This window comes from Micromonospora sp. NPDC005163, from assembly GCF_053599835.1.
Map to the genome: position 1 here is coordinate 1 of NZ_JBSFYP010000039.1, position 20,923 is coordinate 20,923.

General features: G+C 71.2%; 19 protein-coding genes and 1 pseudogene. 10 read left to right on the forward strand and 10 right to left on the reverse strand.

The window, feature by feature from the left end; all coding sequences use genetic code 11:
- Positions 1–218: pseudogene (locus tag ACWD6N_RS24275) on the reverse strand (C39 family peptidase); the annotation flags it as partial.
- An 866-nt stretch (positions 219–1,084) separates the two neighbouring features.
- On the opposite strand from ACWD6N_RS24275, the gene ACWD6N_RS24280 reads away from it, so the two are divergent.
- Positions 1,085–2,017 carry a diacylglycerol/lipid kinase family protein gene (locus ACWD6N_RS24280; RefSeq protein WP_387322104.1) on the forward strand — a complete coding sequence of 311 codons (933 nt, stop codon included), beginning with the start codon at positions 1,085–1,087 and terminating at the stop codon, positions 2,015–2,017.
- 40 nt (positions 2,018–2,057) lie between these two features.
- Here ACWD6N_RS24280 and ACWD6N_RS24285 read toward each other — a convergent pair whose 3' ends face one another.
- Together ACWD6N_RS24285 and ACWD6N_RS24290 are read right to left on the reverse strand one after the other, a co-directional pair.
- Positions 2,058–2,465, reverse strand: coding sequence for a hypothetical protein (locus ACWD6N_RS24285; protein WP_387322106.1), 408 nt, complete (start codon positions 2,463–2,465; stop codon positions 2,058–2,060).
- A 141-nt stretch (positions 2,466–2,606) separates the two neighbouring features.
- The gene (locus ACWD6N_RS24290) at positions 2,607–4,487 is read right to left on the reverse strand and encodes a Xaa-Pro dipeptidyl-peptidase (RefSeq protein ID WP_387322108.1); all 1,881 of its coding nucleotides are present in this window, start codon (positions 4,485–4,487) and stop codon (positions 2,607–2,609) included.
- Between the two features lie 162 nt (positions 4,488–4,649).
- On the opposite strand from ACWD6N_RS24290, the gene ACWD6N_RS24295 reads away from it, so the two are divergent.
- The 3 genes from ACWD6N_RS24295 (at position 4,650) to ACWD6N_RS24305 (ending at position 9,294) form a co-directional block, all read left to right on the forward strand.
- Entirely contained in the window at positions 4,650–8,003 is a 3,354-nt protein-coding gene (locus tag ACWD6N_RS24295) for a S8 family peptidase (RefSeq protein WP_387322110.1), read from the forward strand.
- Between the two features lie 139 nt (positions 8,004–8,142).
- Complete coding sequence (locus ACWD6N_RS24300; protein WP_354962573.1) at positions 8,143–8,808, forward strand: DUF998 domain-containing protein; 666 nt, start codon at positions 8,143–8,145, stop codon at positions 8,806–8,808.
- Between the two features lie 45 nt (positions 8,809–8,853).
- Positions 8,854–9,294 (forward strand): DUF1801 domain-containing protein, encoded by a 441-nt coding sequence (locus ACWD6N_RS24305; RefSeq protein WP_354962572.1) that lies wholly within the window; start codon positions 8,854–8,856, stop codon positions 9,292–9,294.
- Between the two features lie 20 nt (positions 9,295–9,314).
- Here ACWD6N_RS24305 and ACWD6N_RS24310 read toward each other — a convergent pair whose 3' ends face one another.
- A complete protein-coding gene (locus ACWD6N_RS24310; protein ID WP_354962571.1) occupies positions 9,315–9,812 on the reverse strand; it encodes a DUF2231 domain-containing protein in 498 nt (165 codons plus the stop codon).
- Between the two features lie 122 nt (positions 9,813–9,934).
- On the opposite strand from ACWD6N_RS24310, the gene ACWD6N_RS24315 reads away from it, so the two are divergent.
- Complete coding sequence (locus ACWD6N_RS24315) at positions 9,935–10,402, forward strand: HAD family hydrolase (protein ID WP_387322115.1); 468 nt, start codon at positions 9,935–9,937, stop codon at positions 10,400–10,402.
- Positions 10,403–10,468: 66 nt separating this feature from the next.
- On the opposite strand, the gene ACWD6N_RS24320 is transcribed toward ACWD6N_RS24315, so the two are convergent.
- Both ACWD6N_RS24320 and ACWD6N_RS24325 read right to left on the reverse strand, forming a co-directional pair.
- Positions 10,469–11,161, reverse strand: a complete 693-nt coding sequence (locus tag ACWD6N_RS24320; RefSeq protein WP_354962569.1) for a LysE family translocator — start codon at positions 11,159–11,161, stop codon at positions 10,469–10,471.
- On the reverse strand, positions 11,158–11,904 hold the full coding sequence (locus tag ACWD6N_RS24325) for a metallophosphoesterase (RefSeq protein ID WP_354962568.1): 747 nt from the start codon (positions 11,902–11,904) through the stop codon (positions 11,158–11,160). The genes ACWD6N_RS24320 and ACWD6N_RS24325 overlap by 4 nt, the downstream gene beginning before the upstream one ends.
- An 89-nt stretch (positions 11,905–11,993) precedes the next feature.
- On the opposite strand from ACWD6N_RS24325, the gene ACWD6N_RS24330 reads away from it, so the two are divergent.
- Positions 11,994–12,599, forward strand: coding sequence for a CGNR zinc finger domain-containing protein (locus ACWD6N_RS24330; RefSeq protein ID WP_354962567.1), 606 nt, complete (start codon positions 11,994–11,996; stop codon positions 12,597–12,599).
- Between the two features lie 9 nt (positions 12,600–12,608).
- Here the strand turns inward: ACWD6N_RS24330 and ACWD6N_RS24335 are convergent, their stop codons facing one another.
- From ACWD6N_RS24335 to ACWD6N_RS24345, 3 genes are all read right to left on the reverse strand, one after another.
- On the reverse strand, positions 12,609–13,658 hold the full coding sequence (locus tag ACWD6N_RS24335; protein WP_354962566.1) for an SEC-C domain-containing protein: 1,050 nt from the start codon (positions 13,656–13,658) through the stop codon (positions 12,609–12,611).
- Positions 13,659–13,737: 79 nt separating this feature from the next.
- A complete protein-coding gene (locus ACWD6N_RS24340) occupies positions 13,738–14,142 on the reverse strand; it encodes a hypothetical protein (protein ID WP_354962565.1) in 405 nt (134 codons plus the stop codon).
- 101 nt (positions 14,143–14,243) lie between these two features.
- Positions 14,244–14,687 (reverse strand): GNAT family N-acetyltransferase, encoded by a 444-nt coding sequence (locus ACWD6N_RS24345; protein WP_354962564.1) that lies wholly within the window; start codon positions 14,685–14,687, stop codon positions 14,244–14,246.
- A 98-nt stretch (positions 14,688–14,785) separates the two neighbouring features.
- Between ACWD6N_RS24345 and ACWD6N_RS24350 the strand changes: the two genes are divergently transcribed.
- Together ACWD6N_RS24350 and ACWD6N_RS24355 are read left to right on the forward strand one after the other, a co-directional pair.
- Complete coding sequence (locus ACWD6N_RS24350; RefSeq protein ID WP_387322120.1) at positions 14,786–16,723, forward strand: Na+/H+ antiporter NhaA; 1,938 nt, start codon at positions 14,786–14,788, stop codon at positions 16,721–16,723.
- 196 nt (positions 16,724–16,919) lie between these two features.
- Positions 16,920–17,612, forward strand: coding sequence for a glycoside hydrolase family 2 protein (locus ACWD6N_RS24355; protein ID WP_354962563.1), 693 nt, complete (start codon positions 16,920–16,922; stop codon positions 17,610–17,612).
- Between the two features lie 198 nt (positions 17,613–17,810).
- On the opposite strand, the gene ACWD6N_RS24360 is transcribed toward ACWD6N_RS24355, so the two are convergent.
- Positions 17,811–18,563 (reverse strand): NAD(P)-dependent oxidoreductase, encoded by a 753-nt coding sequence (locus ACWD6N_RS24360; RefSeq protein WP_354962562.1) that lies wholly within the window; start codon positions 18,561–18,563, stop codon positions 17,811–17,813.
- 9 nt (positions 18,564–18,572) lie between these two features.
- Here ACWD6N_RS24360 and ACWD6N_RS24365 point away from each other — a divergent pair, with 9 nt between their 5' ends.
- Both ACWD6N_RS24365 and ACWD6N_RS24370 read left to right on the forward strand, forming a co-directional pair.
- On the forward strand, positions 18,573–19,157 hold the full coding sequence (locus tag ACWD6N_RS24365) for a TetR family transcriptional regulator (RefSeq protein WP_354962561.1): 585 nt from the start codon (positions 18,573–18,575) through the stop codon (positions 19,155–19,157).
- An 87-nt stretch (positions 19,158–19,244) separates the two neighbouring features.
- On the forward strand, positions 19,245–20,921 hold the full coding sequence (locus ACWD6N_RS24370; protein WP_354962560.1) for an ABC transporter substrate-binding protein: 1,677 nt from the start codon (positions 19,245–19,247) through the stop codon (positions 20,919–20,921).
- Positions 20,922–20,923 lie beyond the last annotated feature (2 nt).

Here is a 20,923-nt window from a genome sequence, read left to right on the forward strand (position 1 = left end):
CGCGTGGCGGCGGGGCCGCAGTAGTAGAAGTTCGGCTGCGCCTCGTACCGCACGCCGAGCTGACGCTCACCGGCGGGCTTACGGTCGGTCTGCGTTTGGGTGGTGGGCTTGGCGTCCGACGCGGCGTACGCGGCGGTCACCGGTCCGGCGATGGCGCCGCCGGTGAACGCGAGTCCAGCAGCGGTCAGAGCGGTCTTACGAATCAGATCGGTACGCATGATGGCGTGCTCCTCTGCATCGGGGGGTGCATGCGACACACAACGGGGGGCGTGCGCCGCACGAGAAAGTTCACGGGGGGACGGCCCGGCGATCGGGGGGGACCTGCTCGGGTGTCCGGGGGATGTAACCGTGGCGGCCCGGCGGGTGTTCCCGGCGGTCGGCGGCTACGGGGGATGTAACCGTGGCGGCCTGGCGGGTGTTCCCGGCGTCCGGCGGCTACGGGGGATGTAACCGTGGCGGCCTGGCGGGTGTTCCCGGCGGTCGGCGGCTACGGGGGATGTAACCGTGGCGGCCTGGCGGGTGTTCCCGGCGGCCTGCGGCTACCGGGCCCGGGGGCCGCGGTGATCTGCCAGGTATAACCACCCCGGCCGGCCCCCGATTCCACCCTGCGGGTGCCCCCGACCACGGGACGCCCACGGCGAAACCGGACACCCACCCCCAGCCGCGCCGATCACGAACCGGACATTGGCGCCGTCAAGGTCCTCAACCCGCCGGATCCACGATCCGCGCAATCTCCGGGACACTGCTGCCTGCCAATGCGCCGAGGCCACGACCTCCCCAAGTCGCGCGGATTGCAGGACCGCGTTCCGAACGGGCGGGACAGTCGGCATGGAGCGCTATACCTGTGAGGCATAAATATGACTCTGAGGTATAACGCGCCTTGGTGCGGATGCCGCCGTGACCGGCCCATCACAGACCTTTCAGGCGGCGGCCAGCAATGGCAGGTGCGGCAGCATCCGCGTGATTCCCGGACCGGACATCGGGCCCATCCGGCTACGGCCCGCGCGACAGTGCCGCGACCAAGGCCGACACCCGTGCGGTGCCGAGGCGTAGTCAGTCAGCCGGCTGGGTAACACCGGCGGCCATGAGCACGAGCGCCGCAGCCCCCGCCACGTGTGTGACCGCCGGCCGGCTGGGCGCGGTCGCGGTGGTCGCGCACCGTCGCAAGACCCTCGGTGGCGGGCTTGACGAGCTGCGGGCGACCCTCGTCGGCGCCGGCGTCGACGACCTGCTCTGGTACGAGGTGCCGAAGAGCCGCAAGGCGCCGAAGAAGGTCCGCAAGGCGCTGAAGAAGGGCGCCGGTCTGGTCTTCGTGTGGGGTGGGGACGGCATGGTGCAACGCTGCGCGGACACGCTGGCCCGCTCGCGGACCCCGATGGCCATCCTGCCCGCCGGCACCGCGAACCTCTTCGCCGCCAACCTCGGCATCCCGGAGGACCTGGCGGAGGCGGTACGCATCGGCCTGCACGGCCGGCGGCGCCGGCTGGACCTGGGCCGCCTCAACGGCGAGCATTTCGCGGTGATGGCCGGTGCCGGGTTCGACGGCGACCTGATTCGGGAGGCGGACCGGCACCTCAAGAGCCGGCTCGGTCGGCTGGCGTACGTCTGGACGGGGCTGCGGCACGTTCGGGGCGAGCTGGTGCACACGCGGATCCAGGTGGACGGGGTGACCTGGTTCGACGGCGAGGCGAGCTGCGTGCTCTTCGGCAACGTCGGCACGATCACCGGTGGCATCCCCGCCTTCGACGACGCCCAGCCGGACGACGGGTGCCTGGAGGTGGGCGTGTCAACCGCGAACGGGGCGATCGACTGGGCCCGCACCCTCGGCCGGATGGCCGCAGGGCGCTCGACCGACTCGCCCTTCGTCCGGATCACCCGCGGCCGCCGCGTTCGGGTCCGCTTCGCCGCGCCGCGGACGTACGAGCTCGATGGCGGCGCGCGTACCGCGGTCGCGAAGCTCAAGGTGCGCTCGGTGCCCGGTGCGCTCACGGTCTGCTGCCCCGACCCGCACGCCTGACCAACCGGGGCCGGCTCCCAATGCCCCGCGCCGTTGGGAATCAAGCCTTCCGGGGCGTACGCCGGTTGCCGAACGACTCCATGGTGGTCGCCTTCTTGGCCGGCGCCCTGGTCGCTGACGTGGTGCGGGCCCGGGCCGCCGCGGCCTTCTTCGCGGGCGACTTCTTCGCCGCGGCCTTCGTCGCGGGTGCCTTCTTCGGTGGGGCGTTCTTGGCGGCGGCCGCCTTCGCTGTCGGCCTGCGGGTGGGCGTGGCCGTGGTGGCGGAGGTGTCCTTCTTTCGCGCCACCCGGGTCGTGGTCGGCGTGGGCTTCTCGCCGGGCGTCTTGGCCGCGCTCGCGCCGGTGGCCCGCTTCGTCGCGGCGGCGACCTTCTTCGCCGCCACCTTCCGGCTCGGCGGCATCGTCTTCGTCTTCGCACCGGTTGCCTTGCGGGTGCTGCCTGCGGCCATCCTCACTCCTCCTCTGATCTCGCCGGCACCGCCGGACAACGGCCGGGCCCGATCGGCGAGGTCTTCCCGTGCGTCCGCACGCCAAACACGGGTGGGGCAGCCCGACGTGTCGGACTGCCCCACCCGTTCGGAAAAACTGGCTCAGAACCCGAGTACGGCCCGCCCGCCGACCACCGGCAGCCGCAGTTCGCTGTCGTTCGGCGCGACCCGCAGCTCGGTGCCACCCAGCGGCAGCAGGGTGTACTCCTGGTCGCTGGAGAAGACGACAACGCCGATCCGGTGCCCCGCCGGGAAGATGTAGTCCTTCGGCTCCATGGTCCACCGGTAGTCGTACAGCTTGCCCTGCTTCACCGGCTCGGTGCGGGCCGGGCCCTTGCGGTTCTGCGGGTCCATCCAACCCCGGGTCACCACGGTCGGCGCGGCGGTCGAGCCGGCCGGGCCGTAGTCGACCAGGTACGCGGTGAGGTTCGCGTCCGGCTTGTTGTCGATCGCCATCCGCAGCCGCATCTCCGGGCGTCCGGAGATGCGCACGTTCTGCGTCAGCGCGGGGGAGCGGTACGCGAGCCGGTTCTCACTCGCCGTGTCCGGGTTGGACACCAGGGTGTCCGGGTGGATGGTCCGACCCTCGTCGACGAAGCTCTGCTCGACCCTGGCCTTCGGCGGCTTGCCCGTGGTGAGCGTGCCCGGGGCGGTGGCGTCGGTGGCGGCGAACCGCAACCCGACCTCACGCGCTGCCGGGTCGGGCCAGTTGGCGTACGTGGTGTAGGCCCGGTCCTCCCGCTGCAGCACCGCGGTCGGCTCGTCCATGATCCCGTTGCGCACGTTCCACAGCCAGAAGTCGAACCAGCGGTTCTCGGTCTGCTTGTACGTCCACGTCCGCCCGTCCGGCAGGGTCACCGACGCGTTGCTGCCCGGGCCGCCGTGCCCGCCCTGGTGCAGCCAGATCTTGCGCGGTACGTGGCGCTTGGCGAGCTCGTCCCACCAGCCGGCGAAGTGCTCGGTCTTCACGTTCCAGTCGTTGAGGCCGTGCACGACGAAGACGCTCGCCTCCACGTCCCGGGCGTCAAGGTAGTCACGGTCCTTCCAGAACTTCGAGTAGTCGCCGGTGACCCGGTCCTGCTCCTCGGTGATCTTCGCGATCTCGTCGGCGCAGGGCCCCTCGGCCCGTGCCTGCCCGGCGGTGTACTGGGCCAGGATGTCGGTGTCCTCGCCCTGGAACGTCCCGGGGGCGACGACCAGACCGTTGGCGCGGTAGTAGTCGTACCAGCTGCTGATCGCGGAGACCGGGACGATGGTCTTGAGGCCCCGGACGCCGGTGGTGGCCACCTGGTTGGGGAGCGTCCCGTTGTAGGAGACGCCGGTCATGCCGACCGCGCCGGTGGTCCAGCCGGCGGTGATCGGGGCGCCGTTCGCGTCGTACCCCTTCGCCCGGCCGTTCAGCCAGTCGATGACCGCCTTGGTGCCGAGCGTCTCGGCCTGGTCGCCGCTGGTCGGGCAGCCGTCGGAGTCGCCGGTGCCGACGCTCTGACCGAGCACCACCGCGTACCCCCGCGGCACGTAGTAGTCGTCGAGCGAACCGGGCAGGTTGGCCTTCGCCTGCGCCCGCTGGGCTCCCGCGTCGAGAGCCCGGCGCCCGGAACGGTCGGTCAAGCCGTTCTGCGGCAGGTCGTCCACCAGCACGCTCGGGTAGGGCACGTCGCCCCAGGTGCCCTTGCGGTACGGGCTGTGCTCGAAGATGACCGGCACCTTGAAGCCCTGGGTGGCGGTCTCCCGGGGCCGGGAGATGTCGATCGCCACCCGGTCGAGGCGGCCGTCGTGGTCGGTGTCGACCGGGGTCTGGACGAACACCCGCTCCTCGATCGCGTCGGCGAGCGAGAACACCGGCTGCGTCATGCCGTCACTGACGACGATGCCGGTCGGTGCGGGCGCCGCGGGCGGGGTCGCCGCCGCTGCCGGGGCTGCGCTCAACAGCAGTGCGCCGGAGACACCGACGCCGAGTAGTGCCAAGGGGGTTCGACGCACGCGCGTTTCCCTTCGGTCGGGCTGGTCGCCGGGGATCGGCCGAGTTGGATCCGAAAGATCCATTCAGCCCATGCTAGGACCGCGTCGACGTTCCGTCGATCCTATGATCTTGCGAGAAGTCGCCCGAGAGGGTGCGTTTGTCTACATAAGACAGGGAGTAAGATGCTCAGGAAAACGCGATGGCTGCTGGCCGTCGCCGTCACGGCCACGGCGCTGAGCGCCGTACCGGGCGGCGCTGCCACAGCCGGGCCCAGCGGCATTGGTCTGACGGGCACACCCGATGCCGCTGGCGACGGGAAGACGCACACCGTCACCCTGCTCACCGGGGACGTGGTGACCGTACGGAGCACCGGAGCGGGATGCCCGCGGGCCACGGTGCGACCGGCCGACCCGAACGCGGTGCTCCGACAGACCTGCGGGCCGGACGGCCACCTGCACGTCATCCCCGCGCGCGTCGCGTCCCAGATCGGCTCGACCCTCGACCCCGACCTCTTCGACGTCACCGCGCTGATCGCGGACGGCTACGACGATGAGAGCACCTCGCAGCTGCCGGTCATCGTGCAGCCCTCCACCGCGTCCGCCCGGGTGGCCGCGCTCGGTGACGTGCTGTCGCTGCCCAGCATCGGCGCGGTGGCCGGCCACGTACCCAAGAAGAGCCCGGCCACCGCGAAGCTGGCGACGAACTCGCTGCTCGCCGGGGCCAAGAAGGTCTGGCTCGACCGTAAGGTCCGCGCCACCGCGCTGACCGGCGGGAGCCAGCATGGTGACCTCGACCGCAACCTGGGCCAGGTCTCCGCGCCCGATGCCTGGAAGGCCGGGTACACCGGCAAGGGGGTCCGGGTCGCGGTGCTCGACACCGGTGCTGACTTCACCCACCCGGACCTGGTCGGCCGCGTCGCCGACCGCGCTGACTTCACCGTCGAGGGTGGCGACGCCGTCGACCACAATGGCCACGGTACGCATGTCGCGTCGACCATCGCCGGCACCGGCGCGGCCGCCCACGGCCAGCGTCGCGGCGTGGCGCCGGACGCCAAACTGGTGATCGGCAAGGTCCTCGACGACCACGGCTCCGGTGCGGACTCCGGGATCATCGCCGGCATGGAGTGGGCCGCCAGCCGGGCCGATGTCATCAACATGAGCCTCGGCGGCAGCGACCCGGACGACGGCAACGACCCGCTCTCGCTCGCCGTCGACGGCCTGAGCAGGCAGACCGGGGCGCTCTTCGTCATCGCCGCCGGCAACAGCGGCGGTGCCATCTCCTCGCCCGGCTCCGCCGCCAGCGCGCTGACTGTCGGCGCTGTCGACCGCAACGACAAGCTCGCCGACTTCTCCAGCCGCGGACCGCTGGTCAGCAGCAACGTGGCCAAGCCGGAACTGGTCGCGCCCGGCGTCGACATCGTCGCCGCCCGGGCCGACGGCACCAACCTGCAGGACCCGATCGACAGGTACTACGAGGGCATCTCCGGCACCTCGATGGCCAGCCCGCACGTGGCGGGCGCGGCCGCGCTGCTCGCCCAGCGGCACCCGGACTGGACGGGGGAGCAGATCAAGTCCGCGCTCGTCGGTGCCGCCGATCCGCTGGCCGGCGTCGACCCTTACGCCGTCGGGGCCGGTCGGCTCAACGCGGCCAGGGCGCTCGGCGGCCCGGTCAGCAACCAGCCGGTGGTCAACCTCGGCACCTTCGCGTACCCGCAGTCCGGGACCAGCGAGGCGAAGCTGAGCTGGACCGGTGCGCCGACCTCGGCGACGGCGGTCCTCGACCTGGACGTGGCGGTCGTCAACCACGACGGCCAGCCGGTGCCGCGCGGCACGGCGTCACTGTCGACGAGCCGGTTGACGCTCAAGCGCGGCGCCACCGCCGGCGTTACCGTCCGGATCAACCGTGCGGCGCTGGCAGCCCGGCCGGGCTTCTACCTGGCCACCGTCACCGCCCGCACCGCCGGACGGAAGCTGGTCGCGACCACCCCGGTGAGCTTCCACGTCGAGCAGCCCAGCTACGACCTGACGATCCACACGAAGCCGATGCCCGGCCTCAAGGAGGGCGCGGAGAGCTGGATCAACATCCTGGTCACCAACCTCGCCGACCCCGTCATCTACTACGGCGGGCCCAGCGGTACGCCCGGAGAAACCTTCACCACGCGGGTGCCGGCCGGCCGGTACGCGATCCTCGGCTCCTCGGTCGCCTACTACGTCGACAGTGACGTGCTGGAGACGACGCTCAACGGTGAGACCGACCTGAACGTCACCGGCAACCGGAGCCTGACGCTCGACCCGGCGCTGGCCAGGCCGGTGACGGCGATGGTCGACGGCGTCGCCACCACGCCCACCCGGGTCGACCTCACCAGCCTCCAGACCGCGCCGAACGGCCAGTCCTGGTGGAACCAGATCAATGGGTACGGGAGCGCGACGACCATCCGCACCTCCCCACTGCCGAAGCCCGGCATCGGATCACGGCGCACCTGGGCGGCCGTCAACCTGGACTCGCCGGCCGGCACGGCCAAGCCGTACCGCTACAACCTTGTTCACGAGTACGCGAGCGGCGTGCCGGCCGATCCCGCGTACCGGGTGACCGCTGCGGAACAGGCGAAGCTGGCCCGGATCGACGAGCGGTTCCACCAGATGGACTCGCCGGGGATGGTCACCCAGTTGGTCCGCACCGGCCTCACCCCGGACGGGCTGGGTGTGACCCAGACCCACGAGGGGAACCTGCCGCCGTACCGCACCGACTACCTCTCGCCCGGCATCCTCTGGGCCGACGAGGGCGTCTACGGCGGACTGTCGGCCCAGGAGGCACCCCGCAGTTACCAGCCGGGCAGTCGGCAGAGCAAGGTCTGGGCGCGGCAGCCGCTGCACTCCGGCTGGTACGACGACCCGGCCGGTGCCGGCTGGAGCTGCGCGACCCCGCCGTCGCGGACCCGGGGCAACCTGCACATCGACCTGGCGTCGCTGGTGGACCAGCACCAGCGGGCCGACTGCCTGCAGGGCAACTCGATCGGGGTGAACCGCAAGCTGTCGCTGTACCGCAACGGCAAGCTCGTCGAGGAGCGGGACCGCCCACTCGCTGACTTCACCGTGCCGCAACAGACGGCGGACTACCGGCTGACCCTCGACGTCGACACGAGTCTGATCCTGCCGATCTCGACCAAGGTCACCACCTCGTGGACGTTCCGGTCCGCCGGGCCGGACGGCACCGGAAGCGTGCCGCTGCCGCTGCTCGCGGTCGACTACGCCCTGCCGATGGACACCAACAACCACGCCACCGGCGGAACGGCCGAACTGGCCGTCCGGCAGGCGCGCGGCGTCAAGGCGCAGAAGGTGACCGCGTTCCAGGTGTGGACCTCGACCGATGACGGTGCCACCTGGAAGACGGCCCGGGTCGCCCGCGACGGGGACAGCTATCGGGTCGAGCTGCCGAAGGCGGCCGCCGGGAAGCCCGTCTCGCTGCGGGTGAAGGCCGACGCCAACGGCGGTAGCGGTATCGACCAGACCATCATCCGGGCGTACATCGCCGGCTGATCGTCCGCGGAGCTGGTGCGGCCCGGCCCTGAGCCGGGCCGCACCAGCATGCCGACTTCCTTCGCCGGTGGTGTCGATCCGGCCGGGTCTCGTTCGTCGTGACGGTAGAACACGTGACGCCGACACGAGAGGTATCCACATGACGTCCTTGACCCCTGCCCCCGAGCGGGTCGTGTCCGTCCAACGCCGCACCCGACTCCTCCTGAGCTGCGGCACGGTCGCCGGTGTCCTCTTCCCGGCCCTGTCGTTCGGGCAGGCCTTCACCAGATCCGGGTTCGACCTGCGCCGCCACGCGTTGAGCTCGCTCACCCTCGGTGACCTCGGTTGGTTGCAGTTCGTCGCGTTCGTGGGCACCGGCCTGCTGGCTCTCGCCTTCGCGGTGGGCCTGTGGTGGGTGCTGCGTCCGGGCCGGGCCGGCACGGTGGGGCCGGTGCTGGTCGGCGTCTACGGGGCGGCGATGGTCGGTGGCGGCATCTTCGTGCCCGACCCAGCGCTCGGCTGGCCGCCGGGCGCCCCGGCGGGGCTTGCCGCCCACGCCAGCACGGGCAGCGTCCTGCACACGGTCTGTGGCGCCGCGGCGTTCCTGTCGCTGATCGCGGCGGGTCTGCTGTTCGCCCGGCGGTTCGCCGGCCAGGGGCGGCGGGGTTGGGCGGTCCACAGCGCCGCCAGCGGGGTCGTCGCGTTCGTGCTCACCGCCCTGCCGTGGAGCGAGGAGAGCGCGAGCATCCGCTTCGCCGTTGGAGCGGTGATCATTTCGGGGTGGCTCGTCGCTCTCTCCTGGCGAGCGCGCCAGGATGTGGCCTGACCTGTGCGTCGGCGCCTCGTCGTACGGGCGTGAGAGCATCCCGTCATGGCGGCATCGAAAGAGCCGGTGACAGCTCCGACCGAGGTCAGCGTCGATGATTTCCTGGCGGCGGTTCCCGACGAGCGTAGGCGGGCCGACGCGGGGCGGCTCCGCGCGCTCATGGGCGAGGTGACCGGCGAGCCGGCGGTGCTGTGGGGTCCGAGCATCGTCGGCTTCGGCAGCTACCACTACACCTACGACAGCGGGCGTACGGGCGACGCGCCGCTGGTGGGTTTCTCACCGCGCAAGCAGCACCTCGTCGTCTACCTCGTGGGCGGTTTCGAGGATCGGTACGGCCCGATCCTCGAACGCCTCGGCCCCCACCGCACCGGAAAGGGCTGCCTCTACCTGAAACGGCTCGACACCGTCGACGAGAGCGCGCTGCGCGAGCTGATCGACCGCACCGCGCGGGTGCACCAGGGCATCGACCGGGCCAGCCGACGCTGACCCCGCACCGCCTGGTCAGGTCATTGACCCGTCCATACCACCTTCGCGCCGGAGTCGCCGGTGCGGATCACGTAGTACAGGGCGACGCCCGCGGCCACCAGCGACAGCACCTGCAACGCCAGGGTCAGCGCCCGACCCGTGCCACCGCCTCCGGTCTCGCTCGCCTCGGCTCGGGGCGGGACGAACCGAACCAGTGCCAGCGCAATGATCGCCAGCCCGATGGTGGCCCAGAGCGTGATGTCGCCGAACTGCTGGTGGGCCTCGATCTTCGGCACGAACTCGGGGGTGACCCGGTTGGCGGACCGCATGCGGGCGAAGAAGGCGTCACCGGAGAGCTTCGCGAGCAGCGCGGCGAGCGGCGCGCCCAGCGCGAGCAGCCCCAGCACCCAGCGGGTGTGTGGCCGGACAGGCGCGACGAGCGCATACGCCACGGTCAGGAGGGCCAGCAGCGGCACGAACACGACCGCGGCGTGCAACACGAGAGGGTGGGCGGGGATGCCCATGAACTCCTCGAACATCGGCGTCTCCTCCGGCGGTGGCGGGCGGACCGTGATCGTCCAGGGAAGGACGCTATCGGTACGCGCGGGGTGTGTCAGCCCCCAATGTGCGAGCGCGGTTCCGCTCGTTGCGGGACAGCGCGATGACGAGTCTGGCTTCGGTGATGGCCGACGCCGGCCGCGCGGCTGACCCGGCCGCCCTGTGCGCGGCGCAGTTCAGGTACTGGCGCTCGCCACCGCTGCGGCCCGGCACCCGTGAGTTCCTGTCCCGCGTCACCGTGCCGATCTGCCTGGTGTCCGATGTGGACACGGACGACGTGCGTGCCGCGATGGCTCACCACGGCCTGGCCTCCACGGCCGTGGTGACCAGCGAGGCCACCGGCGCGTACAAGCCGGACCGGGCCATGTTCGATTGGGCGCTCGCCGCCCTCGGGTTGGAGGCGCACGAGGTGCTGCATGTCGGTGACTCGCTCACCGCCGACGTGGGTGGGGCGCACGCGGCGGGCATCCGGGCCGTCTGGGTCAACCACCGGGGGCAGACCGCGCCGCGCGATGCCCCGGTCGCGTACGAGATTGCCGACCTGTCCGAGCTGGCCGAGATCCTCCGATAACGGCCCGGCCGGCCAGCCACCGTCGTGGCCGCCGCGGGCGGCGCGCACCCGGGCGGGCACTCGGGCTCAGGCCACCACGGACCGCACACCGAGGCCGAGCAGGATCACGCCGGTCAGCCGATCGAGCATGCGTCGAACGCTGGCCGTGCGGAGCAGCCGGGCGGCGGCACCGGAGACGGCGGTCCATCCCGCGAGCCAGCAGCTGTGCAGCGCGGCGTGCGCCGTGGCGAGAAGCAACATCGGCACCAGCACCGGTCGGCCCGGTTCGAGGAACTGCGGCGCGAGGGTGAGGTAGATGGCGGCCGCCTTGGGATTCAGGACGTTGCTCAGCAGCCCCTGGAGGTAGGGGTGGTGGACGCGCCACGGAAGCCTCCGGATGCGGACCGGAGCGGGCCGGCCCGTGGTCGTCGGCGTCTCCTCCGCCGCGGCCACGCCCGACGCCCCTGACCTGGCCGCTGTGCGGCGGTAGGTCGCGGACCAGAGAAGCCAGAGCCCGAGCCCGACCAGGTAGGCGGCACCCACCAGCTTGACGACCCAGAACGCCTGCGACGAGCGAAGCACCAGCGCGGCCAGGCCGACGGCGGCCAGGGTGGCGTGCACGTACAGCCCGGTGACCGTACCGAGGATCACCCACCACCCCTGCCACCGCCCGCCGGTGGCCACGCGCGAGACGACCAGCGTCAGGCTCGCTCCCGGCGTGGTGGTGATCGGCGCGACGGCGACCAGAAAGCCGAGCACGGCGACCCCATGCGTGCTCATACCACGACCCGGTAGTGGGTCGTGAGCAGGCCGGTGTCGTCGTACACGTGGAATGCGACGCCGGGTGGCTGGGCCTGGGTGGTCAACCGTCCCTCGCCCTCCCAGGGCATCCGAAGGGTGGAGACCACCCCCGGCGCGATTCGCAGTGGGCGGCCGGCGAAGGTGCTCGCGGCGGCGGTGTGGAAATGCCCGGTCAGCACGGCGACGACCTGCGGGTGGGCGGTGACCAGGTCGGCCAGGGGGTCGGCGGGCAGCAGTCGCATGGGGTCGATGACCGGGTGGTGCAGCACGACCGGCGGGTGATGGAGGGCGATGAACGTCGGCGTCTCGGCCGGCACCGAACCCAGTTCGTCGGCGAGCCACGTCACGGTCTCCTCGTCCAGGTGGCCGTCGTCCTCGCCGGGCACGGAGGAGTCGGCAAGGAGGAAGACCGCACCGGCCACGTCGTACCGGGTGTTGATCGGGCCGGTGCCGCCACGGTCGTCGCCGAGTAGACCCTTGCGGTACGCGTCGCGCACATCGTGGTTGCCGGGACAGATCATGACCGGCAGCGGGGAGTCGAAGAGCTTGGCGGCGGTCTCGTATTCGGCCACCTCGCCATGGTCGGCGATGTCCCCGGTGATCAGGATCGCGTCGACCGGTCGTGGCAGGGCGTGCAGGTGGTCCATCACCCGGGCGGTCCGCTCGGCCGATCGGGGGTGGCTGTCGATGTGAGTGTCACTGAGGTGCGCGATGACCAACACGACGGCCCCTAATGGTTATCTACGGAAAAGGCATTAGGGAAGCTACACTGGCCGGCGTCGGCCACACAAGCCGGAACAGGAGGGGTCCGATGTCAGCCCAGCTCGCGCTCGCCCTGGTCAGCACGATTCGACATGACGGCAACGGCGGCGTCGCCGATGACCTCGCCGACCTCGCCGGCTTGACCGCCTGGCTCCGAGAGCAGGCCGAGCCACTGCGGGAGTACGTAGGCGGGTTCGAGATTCCTGGCGGCGTGGTCGACGAGCGGACCCGGCTCGACGTGGTCGCGGTGCGCCGCGCCGCGCGAACCCTCTTCGCGGTGGCGGTCCGCCCAGGCCCGCCGAGCCGGGCCGACTCCGCCTCGCTGCTCTCTCCACAGGAGGCGGTCGCCCGGCTCAACCAGGCCGCTGGGGCGTTGCCGGTCCGGCCGGTGCTGACCTGGGCGGAGGAGGACACGCCGTCCCTCGCCTGGCACGGCGAGGCGGCTGACACGCGGCTGGCGATCACCGCGGGGCTGGCACGTGCCGCCATCGAGTTCATCGCCGGTCCGACCCGCGACCTGTTGCGCGCCTGCCCCGCGCCACGCTGCGTACGCTACTTCGTCAAGGACCACCCGCGTCAGGAATGGTGCAAGCCCTCCTGCGGCAACCGTGCCCGCGTCGCCCGCCACTACCAGCGGCACACCCCGGCTCGATAGCTGCCCCGTTCAGCTCCGGGAGCGTGGCAGGCAGTCCTTCTTGTACTTCAGACCCGAGCCGCACCAACACGCGTCGTTGCGCTCCGGTGGCCAGGGAATCCGCACACTCGGTCGAGCCGCGAGCTCGCCCGCGTAGCCGGCCCGGATCTGCGGGTCGGCCGGATCGCCGTTCCGTCGGCTGGCATGGGCGTCCAGGCCGGCCACCGTCGCGCTGAGCACGCCCAGACCGGTCCCGCCCGCGTTCGCCAGCCGGACCAGCTCCTTCTCCAGTCGGGCCCGGTGCGCGTCCCAGTCCGGCCCGTACGCCTCGGTCAGGTCGGGGTGTTCGGCCAGCAGGCGGTCGAACTCGGGGCGGGGCCAGAAGATCAGGTCCTGCTGGCCGCCCTCGCGCTGCGCCGCCCGACGGACGAGCTGGGTCTCCAGCCGGTCCGCCAGATCGTCGTGCCGGTCGTGCGGCAGGTTGAGATTCCGGCGTACCCGGTGTCGCTGTTGCAGCAGGAAGAAGAGGACACCGGGCGCTTCCGGGGGGCCGACCTCGACCGGGGGCTCGACGGCGGTGATGGCCTGCGCCGCCCCTCCGGCGGCGGTGGCGCGCTCGCCGAGCAGCGTGTCCACCGCCTCGCTCAGCCACGTCTCGGCGATCGCCGAACGACCACCGGAGTCCAGCGCCGCGCTCACGTAGGCGGGGGCGTCGGGCTGGACGAGCAGGAGCGGGCGAAGGGCGGTCAGCTCCGCCATCGCCTCGTCCTCCCGGCCGGCGGCCTGGAACAGGGTCCGGGCCCGCAACGCCCGGGCGAACCCGGCCCGGGGGTCGTCCCCGGACGGGTACACCTTTAGGGCCCGCTCCGCGTACCGGAGCGCGGCATCTGACTTCCCCCGGATCTCGGCGATCTCGGCGGCCAGGGTCAGCGCGTCGCCGGCGTCGTCCGGGTCCTCCAGCCGGTCCTGTCGCACCGCGTCGGACAGGTCGGCGGCGACACCGAGCGGGTCGGCCATCCCGAGCGCCGAGCGGCGAAGTTCGGCGAGGTCAGCCTTGGTGAGTACGTCTTTCGTCGGCACGATCTCACGCTACGTCGGGGCGCTCCCGGTGTGCCGGCAGATCCGCTGTAACGCCGCTCTCACGTCGGTGCCCACGTCGCTAGATCTGGAGGAAGCTCTGCACCCCGGCCAGCTTGAGCACCTCGGTGCGGACGTCCGCGCACTGCTCCCGGCTGAGCTTGTCGATCTCGCTGCCGTCGGGTACTCCGCCCCGCTCGTCGTACCATCCGCTGAGTCCCGTGGCGAGCCGCCCCATCACCTCGATCTCGCCGGGTGCCTTGCGCAACGCCGGCAGCTCAACCCGCAGGTAGTCACAGAGGGCGCTCGCCGTGACCCCACCCGACCCGGAGCCCGTGCCGGTGGTGGCGGACGCGGCCGCTGCGGCGCTCGGCTCGGCGCTCGGGCCGGACGGCGACGAGCCGGTGGTACTGGCGGTGCCGCCTCCGCAGGCGGTGAGCGTCATGGCCGACAGGCAGGCCAACGCGAGGAGCCGCACCCTGTTCATTCGTGACTTCTCCGATCATGCCGCTGCTGCAACAAGTGTTCATTCGTGGCGGACCGGATCGACGCTATGCCAGATTCCCGGGTGGGGAATCGGGCGTTTCCCTATCCACCGACCTCGCGCACCATGAACACGTCCACCGGATCCTCGGTCTCGAGTCTGAATCCGTGCCGCTCGTACAGCCGCCGCGCCGGACTGCCCTGCAGCACGTTGAGCCGGACCAGGGTTCCATCGCGGTCGCACCGCTCCAGCAGCCCGCGCAGCACCGCCGAACCGATGCCGCTGCCCTGCAGGTGCGGGGCCAGGTAGAAGTGCTCCAGCCAGTGGGCGTCCTCGGCCGGTCGCAGCGACACGCAGCCGCCGAACGCGCCGCCCACCTCGATCACCCAGGTGTGCGCCGGCGTGAACCCGTCCCGCAGTCGCTGCCGCACCCGCTGTTCGTCGTACCGCCCGAGCCGCTCCAGATCCGCCCGCAGCACCACGGCCCGCAACTCAGCCACCGCGTCGACGTCCGCCGCCGAAGCCGGCCGGATCTTCCAGTCCGCCATGATCGGCAGGCTACTGCGGCGGTCACGTCACCCTGACCGGCGGTCGCCGCGTGTCCGAATCCGAACCACGGGGCGATCAGGTCGACGAGGATTGTCCCGTGACGAGCGACGACCGGCACCGACGATGGTCCACCCGGACCGCCTGGGTCGGCCGGTTCAACTCGCCACTGCGCGCGTTCCTGCACACCGAGACCGGCGGCGCACGAGTGGTGCTGGTCGCTGCGGTGGTGGCGCTCCTGTGGGCCAACATCCACATGTCGTCCTACGAGTCGCTCTGGAGCACGTCCCTCTCCGTCCAGCTCGGCGACTGGCACGTGTCCCACGACCTGCGTACCTGGGTCAACAGCGGACTCATGACGTTCTTCTTCCTGGTCGCCGGGCTGGAGCTGCGCCGCGAGTTCGACATCGGCGAGCTGCGGGAGCGGCGCCGGCTGGCGTTGCCGCTGCTGGCCGGGCTCGGCGGCATGCTCGTGCCGATCGTGATCTATCTCGTGATCAATGCCGGGCGCACCACCGCCGCGGGCTGGGGCGCGGTGATGGCCACGGACACGGCGCTCGCACTCGGCGCGCTGGCCGTCTTCGGGCCGCGCTTCTCGGATCGGTTGCGGGGTTTCCTGCTGACGGTCTCCGTCATCGACGACCTGGTAGCGATCGCGGTGCTGGCGGTCGCCTACCCGAAACATCCTTCGGCGACGGCGCTGCTCGCCGCGGCGGGGATCTTCGGCCTCGTCCTGGTCGTCCAGGCCTCGGGCGTGCGGTTCGGGCCGGTCTACGCGCTGCTGGGGGTGGCGGCCTGGCTCGCGGTCTCGGAGTCCGGTGTCGATCCGGTCGTGGTGGGCCTGGTGATGGGGCTGCTGTCCTACGCCTACGCCCCCGGTCGCAGCGAACTGCAGCGGGCGAGCGACCAGTTCCGCCTCTTCCGGGAACAGCCCACCCCGCAGCTCGCCCGTTCGGCCCGGGCCGGGCTCACCTCTGCGTTGTCGCCGAACGAGCGGCTGCAGATCCTCTACCACCCGTGGGCGAGCTACGTGGTCGTGCCGCTCTTCGCGCTGGCGAACGTCGGGATCATGATCGACGGCGAACTGCTGGGCAGGGCCGTGGCCTCCCCGGTCACGCTCGGCGTCGTGGCGGCGTACGTCGTCGGCAAGCCGGCCGGGATCGTGGTCACCTCGTGGTTGGTGGCGCGGCTGAGCGGCAACCGGTTCCGGCCACCGGTCGGCTGGGTCGCCGTCGCCGGGGTCGGCACGGTGTCCGGCATCGGGTTCACCGTCGCTCTCCTGATTGCCACCCACGCGCTGCACGGCCCGGCTCTGGAGGAGGCGAAGCTCGGCATCCTCGTCGCGACGGTTGGCTCGTCCGTCATCACCTGGCTGGTGTTCCGCTCTGCTGCCCGGCTCCCGCCGGCGCGGCGTGCCCGCGCGCTGCTGGGCGTCGCCGAGGCCATCGTCGACCTGATGCCTCCGGTCGATCTGGAGCGCGACCACGTGCGCGGGCCGCGCGAAGCACCGGTGACGGTCGTGGAGTACGGCGACTTTGAATGCCCCTACTGCGGGCAGGCCGAGCCGGTGGTCCGGGAACTGCTGGCCGACTTCGCCAACATCCGGTACGTCTGGCGGCACCTGCCGCTGACCGACGTCCACCCGCATGCCCAACTCGCCGCCGAGACCGCCGAGGCGGCGAGTGAGCAGGGCGCGTTCTGGGAGATGCACGACCTGCTTCTCGCGCACCAGGACGCCCTCAATCCCACCGATGTGCTCGGCTATGCCGAACAGATCGGCCTGGACCTCGACCAGTTCCGGGAGCACATGGTCAAGTTGAAGAGCGTCGACCGAATTGCCGCCGACATCGAGTCCGCCGACATCAGCGGCGTCACCGGCACCCCGACCTTCTTCATCAACGGCCGGCGCCACCACGGCGCGTACGACATCACCGCGCTCTCCGCGGCGGTGGAGGCGGCGTTCGCGAGCGCCAAGCTTCGCCCCGAGTACCGCCGGCGGGATCGCCGGCGCCGCAGCGAGGGCGGATCAGCGAGCTGACCGACACCTGCGCACGGCGGCTCGTCCCGTTCGGCCTTGTGGACCGCCGCCCCCACGCGCTCTACGATCTTGGGCATGCGGACCGAGCCTCCCGGCGTGGCATCTGCCCCTGAGTTGGGATCGCTCCCACTCACGCCGGACGCCGCGGACGTGGAACGCCAACCTCTGGCAGGACGCCACCGGCCTGCTGCTGTGGATGTCGCACCCGGCGTGGCACAGCACGGTCTGGCAGACCTACGACTACGACCTCGACGTGAACGGCGCCTACTACGGAGCCCGCAAGGGCTGCGAGCCGCTGCACGTCCAGGCCGACCCCGGCACCTGGCAGGTGCGGGTGGTCAACCACACCACCACCGCGGTCAACGATGCCACCGTCACCGCCCGGCGCTACGACCTGAACGGCCGGTCACTGGGCACGCCCCAGCGTCAACGGGTGGACGTCGCCCGGTCGTCCACGTCGGCGGTCTTCCCGCTCGCCACGCCGGACGGTGGCGGGCTGCACCTGGTCCGGCTGGAGCTGCGGGACGGCCGCGACCGGCTGCTCGCGGAGAACACCTACTGGCGGTACGACGAGGCCGAGCAGATGCGGGCGCTCAACGATCTGCCCACGGCCCGACTGTCGACGTCGACCGGCGTCGTACGCGTCGTCGACGGCCGGTCCACCGTCACCACGACGGTCCGCAACCAGGGCCGCACGGTCGCCGCCCTGGTCCGGCTCGCCGTGCGTGACCAGCACGGCAAGCGGGTTCTTCCGGCCCGCTACGACGACAACTACTTCTGGCTCCTGCCGGGAGAGACCCGTCAGGTGCAGATCTCCTGGCCCGCGCGGTCCGGTCTCGCCCGTCAGGTCAAGGTGACGGCTCAGGCGTACAACTCGGCCGGCCACTAGGAGTACGCGGTGGGAGGCGGCCCGGGGGCCCGCTTCCCACCGCGACTTGGCCGACTCGTGCCGCATTGAAAGCGGGCCGCGGCCAGCCCGGTCGGTGTTGTGGGCGCTATACCGCACAGGCATAGATCTACCTGTGCGGTATAGCGCACGTTGGCGAGATCGTCGCGCGTCCACCGCACGGACGAACGGACCGGCGCGTCACTTCTTCCTCAGCACGGCCTCGCGCCAGATCAGACCGGCGATACTCGGCCGGGTCTCGGTGGTGATCACCGCCATCGCCCGGCGGACGAACCGGTCGTCGGTCAACTGCGCCACCATGCTCGCCGCCAGATCGGCGCGTGCCGTGAACAGGCCGTCCGCGACGTTCTCCGCCACCTGGTAACGCGTGACGGCCGGGTGGTCGAACAGCCCGGAAGGCCGGGCGATGGTCCAGTCCAGGTCGCTGTCGCGTACGAGGGACTCCATGCGGCGCATGTCGTCGTGCGCGGTGCGGCCCACCCTGCGGTTGAACAGCGGATCCAGCACGTTGTTGAAGAAGAACTCGCCGGTCGGCCGCCAGGTTGGATCCATGACGCTGGAGCTGACCGTGACAAGGCGCTTCACACCGTGTCGGTGCATCGCGGCCAGGATGTTCGCGTTGCCCCGCGAGTACACGGTGATCGGCTTCGGGGTGAGCGGGACACCCAGGCTGGACAGGACCGCGTCGCTGCCGGCGACGGCCCGGTGGACGGCGTCCGGGTCCGCGACGTCGGCGCCGACCACGGTGAGGCCGGTGCGCGGCTGGACGGTGTGTGGGCGGCGGGTGACGGCGACGACCTCGTGGCCCGCGGCCAGGGCCTGCTCGGTGATGTGGCGGCCGGTGGGTCCGGTGGCGCCGAAGACGACGGTGCGCATGTGCTCGCTCCTCGTTGCGGGGTTGATGGCGTTGACCGTGCCAGCGGGGAGGAGCATTATTCAACTGTGTTGAATAAAACCCGGGGTCGACCCCGCGGCAACCCGGATACCAAGGCCCGCATCGCCGAGGTCGCCCGCGAGCTGTTCCTGAAGCACGGCTATCCGGGTACGACGGTCCGGGCGGTCGCCGCCGCGGCGGGCGTCGACTCGGCGCTCATCAGCTACCACTTCGGCTCCAAGCAGGGCCTCTTCAGCCAGTCGCTGACCCTGCTGTGCGTCGATCCCACCGCGCTCGACCAGGCTCTGCGGGGTGACCGGGCCGGCCTGGCCGACCGCCTGCTCGACTCGGTCACCGGCCTGTGGGACGCCGCATCGCCCGACGAGAACCGGATGGCGGTGCAGGACGACGACACGATGCGCGCCCTGCGCGACTACCTGGACGGTGAGCTGCGCCTCCGCGTCGCTGAATTTCTCGGCGGGCCCGACGCGACGCGACGCGCCACCGCGGCGGTCGGCGTGCTGGGTGGGCTGATCTTCACGCGGTACCTGAACCCGATCCGTTCGATCGGTGTGCTGTCCCCGGCCGACGTCCGGCGCGTCTTCGGGCCGGCGCTGCGGGCCGCCCTGCATGGCCGACCCCGCCAGCCGTGAACCCCGGCGAGAGGCATCCCCGGAGGTCTTGCGTGGAACATCGTATACAACATACGCTCCCCGAATCGTCCACTCGAGGAGCTCCCCATGACGAACCTCTCCCTCAGCGAAACAAGCCTGCCCCGGCGCCGTTCACTCCGCGCCGCGGTGGCGGCGGTCGCTGTTGCCTGCGCGGTCGTTGCCTGCTCACCGGTGTCGAACGGCGGGGATGACAACCAGTCCGGCGACAACCAGTCGGCAGGCCAGGATTCCTTCGGTACGCCGGCAGACCCCGCTGCCGTGAAGCAGGGCGGCAAGCTGGTCATCGCCCTCTCGGCAGAACCCGACGCGCTGGACCCGACACTGTCGCGCAGCCTCTACTCCCGCTACGTCTTCCAGGCGATGTGCCAGAAGCTCTACGACGTGAACGAACAGGCGCAGGTCGTACCGCAGCTCGCGACCGCCCTGCCCACCACGAGCAGCGACGGCAAGACGGTCACCATCCCGCTGCGCCAGGGCGCCCGCTTCGCGGACGGGACGCCGTTCGACTCCGCCGCGGTCAAGGCCACCATCCAGCGACACCTGACCCACGACCGGTCGGCGCGCAAGAGCGAACTCGGTCCCATCGACGGCGTCGACACCCCCGACGCGCAGACCGTCGTCCTCCGGCTCAAGCAGCCGTTCGCGCCCCTGCTCGGCGCCCTCGCCGACCGCGCCGGCATGATCATGAGCGCCAAGGCGTTGCAGGGCCTCGGAGACGACTTCGCCTCGGCGCCGGTCTGCGTCGGCCCGTTCAAGTTCGCCAAGCGGGTGCCGCAGAACTCCATCGACGTCGTGAAGGACCCGAACTACTACGAGGCCGACAAGGTCCACCTCGACGCCATCTCGTGGCGCATCCTCAGCGACGCCAGCATCCGCGCGGCCAACCTGCGCTCCGGCGACGCCCAGGTCGCCGACAGCGTCTCCACCCAGGACGTCGCCTCCCTGCGGCAGGACTCGGCGGTCTCCGTCCTGCAGTCGCAGTCCCTCGGCTACCAGGGCCTCACCATCAACATCGGCAACGTCGACGGGGTCCGCACCCCGCCCAAGCCGATCAACCGTCCTATCGCCCAGAACGCCAAGGTCCGGCAGGCCTTCGAGCACGCGATCGACCGCAAGGCCCTGGTCGACGCGGTCTTCAACGGCATCCACACCGCCGCCTGCTCACCCATCTCTCCCGCCAGCCCGTTCTCGTCGCCCGAGGCGCAGACCTGCCCGGCGCACGACCCCGCCAAGGCCAAGCAGCTCCTCGCCGAGGCGGGCGTGCAGACCCCGTACACCGTCACGCTCCTCGCGTCGAACACGCCCGACACGCTGCGGCTCGCGCAGGCGCTCCAGTCCATGCTCAAGGACGGCGGGTTCGATCTGAAGATCAACCCGGTGGAGTACTCCTCGCTCCTCGACGAGCAGGACCGCGGCAACTTCGAGCTGCTGCAGCTCGGCTGGAGCGGGCGGATCGACCCGGACGCCAACATCACGAACTTCGTCGGCACCGGCGCGAGCCAGAACGTCGCCGGCTACAGCAACCCCCAGCTCGACGCCCTGCTGACCCAGGCCCGCCAGTCCGGTGACATCGAGGAGCGCAAGAAGCTGTACGGGCAGGTGGTCACGCTGCTCCAGCAGGACGACGCGCTGATCTACCTCTACCGGCAGCGGAACCTCACCGCCGTCAGCAAGCAGATCCAGGGCCTGCAGGTCTTCCCGGACGGCGTGATCCGCGCGGCCTTCGCCGGTTTCGCCAAGTAGGT

What these genes read in the sequence shown, in the direction of transcription:
- ACWD6N_RS24315 (WP_387322115.1), top strand. Translation starts at nt 9,935, where the DNA reads ATGACGAGTCTGGCTTCGGTGATGGCCGACGCCGGCCGCGCGGCTGAC.
- ACWD6N_RS24310 (WP_354962571.1), bottom strand. Translation starts at nt 9,812, where the DNA reads ATGTTCGAGGAGTTCATGGGCATCCCCGCCCACCCTCTCGTGTTGCAC.
- ACWD6N_RS24300 (WP_354962573.1), top strand. Translation starts at nt 8,143, where the DNA reads ATGACGTCCTTGACCCCTGCCCCCGAGCGGGTCGTGTCCGTCCAACGC.
- ACWD6N_RS24280 (WP_387322104.1), top strand. Translation starts at nt 1,085, where the DNA reads ATGAGCACGAGCGCCGCAGCCCCCGCCACGTGTGTGACCGCCGGCCGG.
- ACWD6N_RS24370 (WP_354962560.1), top strand. Translation starts at nt 19,245, where the DNA reads ATGACGAACCTCTCCCTCAGCGAAACAAGCCTGCCCCGGCGCCGTTCA.
- ACWD6N_RS24355 (WP_354962563.1), top strand. Translation starts at nt 16,920, where the DNA reads ATGTCGCACCCGGCGTGGCACAGCACGGTCTGGCAGACCTACGACTAC.
- ACWD6N_RS24285 (WP_387322106.1), bottom strand. Translation starts at nt 2,465, where the DNA reads ATGGCCGCAGGCAGCACCCGCAAGGCAACCGGTGCGAAGACGAAGACG.
- ACWD6N_RS24320 (WP_354962569.1), bottom strand. Translation starts at nt 11,161, where the DNA reads ATGAGCACGCATGGGGTCGCCGTGCTCGGCTTTCTGGTCGCCGTCGCG.
- ACWD6N_RS24345 (WP_354962564.1), bottom strand. Translation starts at nt 14,687, where the DNA reads ATGGCGGACTGGAAGATCCGGCCGGCTTCGGCGGCGGACGTCGACGCG.
- ACWD6N_RS24340 (WP_354962565.1), bottom strand. Translation starts at nt 14,142, where the DNA reads ATGAACAGGGTGCGGCTCCTCGCGTTGGCCTGCCTGTCGGCCATGACG.
- ACWD6N_RS24330 (WP_354962567.1), top strand. Translation starts at nt 11,994, where the DNA reads ATGTCAGCCCAGCTCGCGCTCGCCCTGGTCAGCACGATTCGACATGAC.
- ACWD6N_RS24360 (WP_354962562.1), bottom strand. Translation starts at nt 18,563, where the DNA reads ATGCTCCTCCCCGCTGGCACGGTCAACGCCATCAACCCCGCAACGAGG.
- ACWD6N_RS24305 (WP_354962572.1), top strand. Translation starts at nt 8,854, where the DNA reads ATGGCGGCATCGAAAGAGCCGGTGACAGCTCCGACCGAGGTCAGCGTC.
- ACWD6N_RS24295 (WP_387322110.1), top strand. Translation starts at nt 4,650, where the DNA reads ATGCTCAGGAAAACGCGATGGCTGCTGGCCGTCGCCGTCACGGCCACG.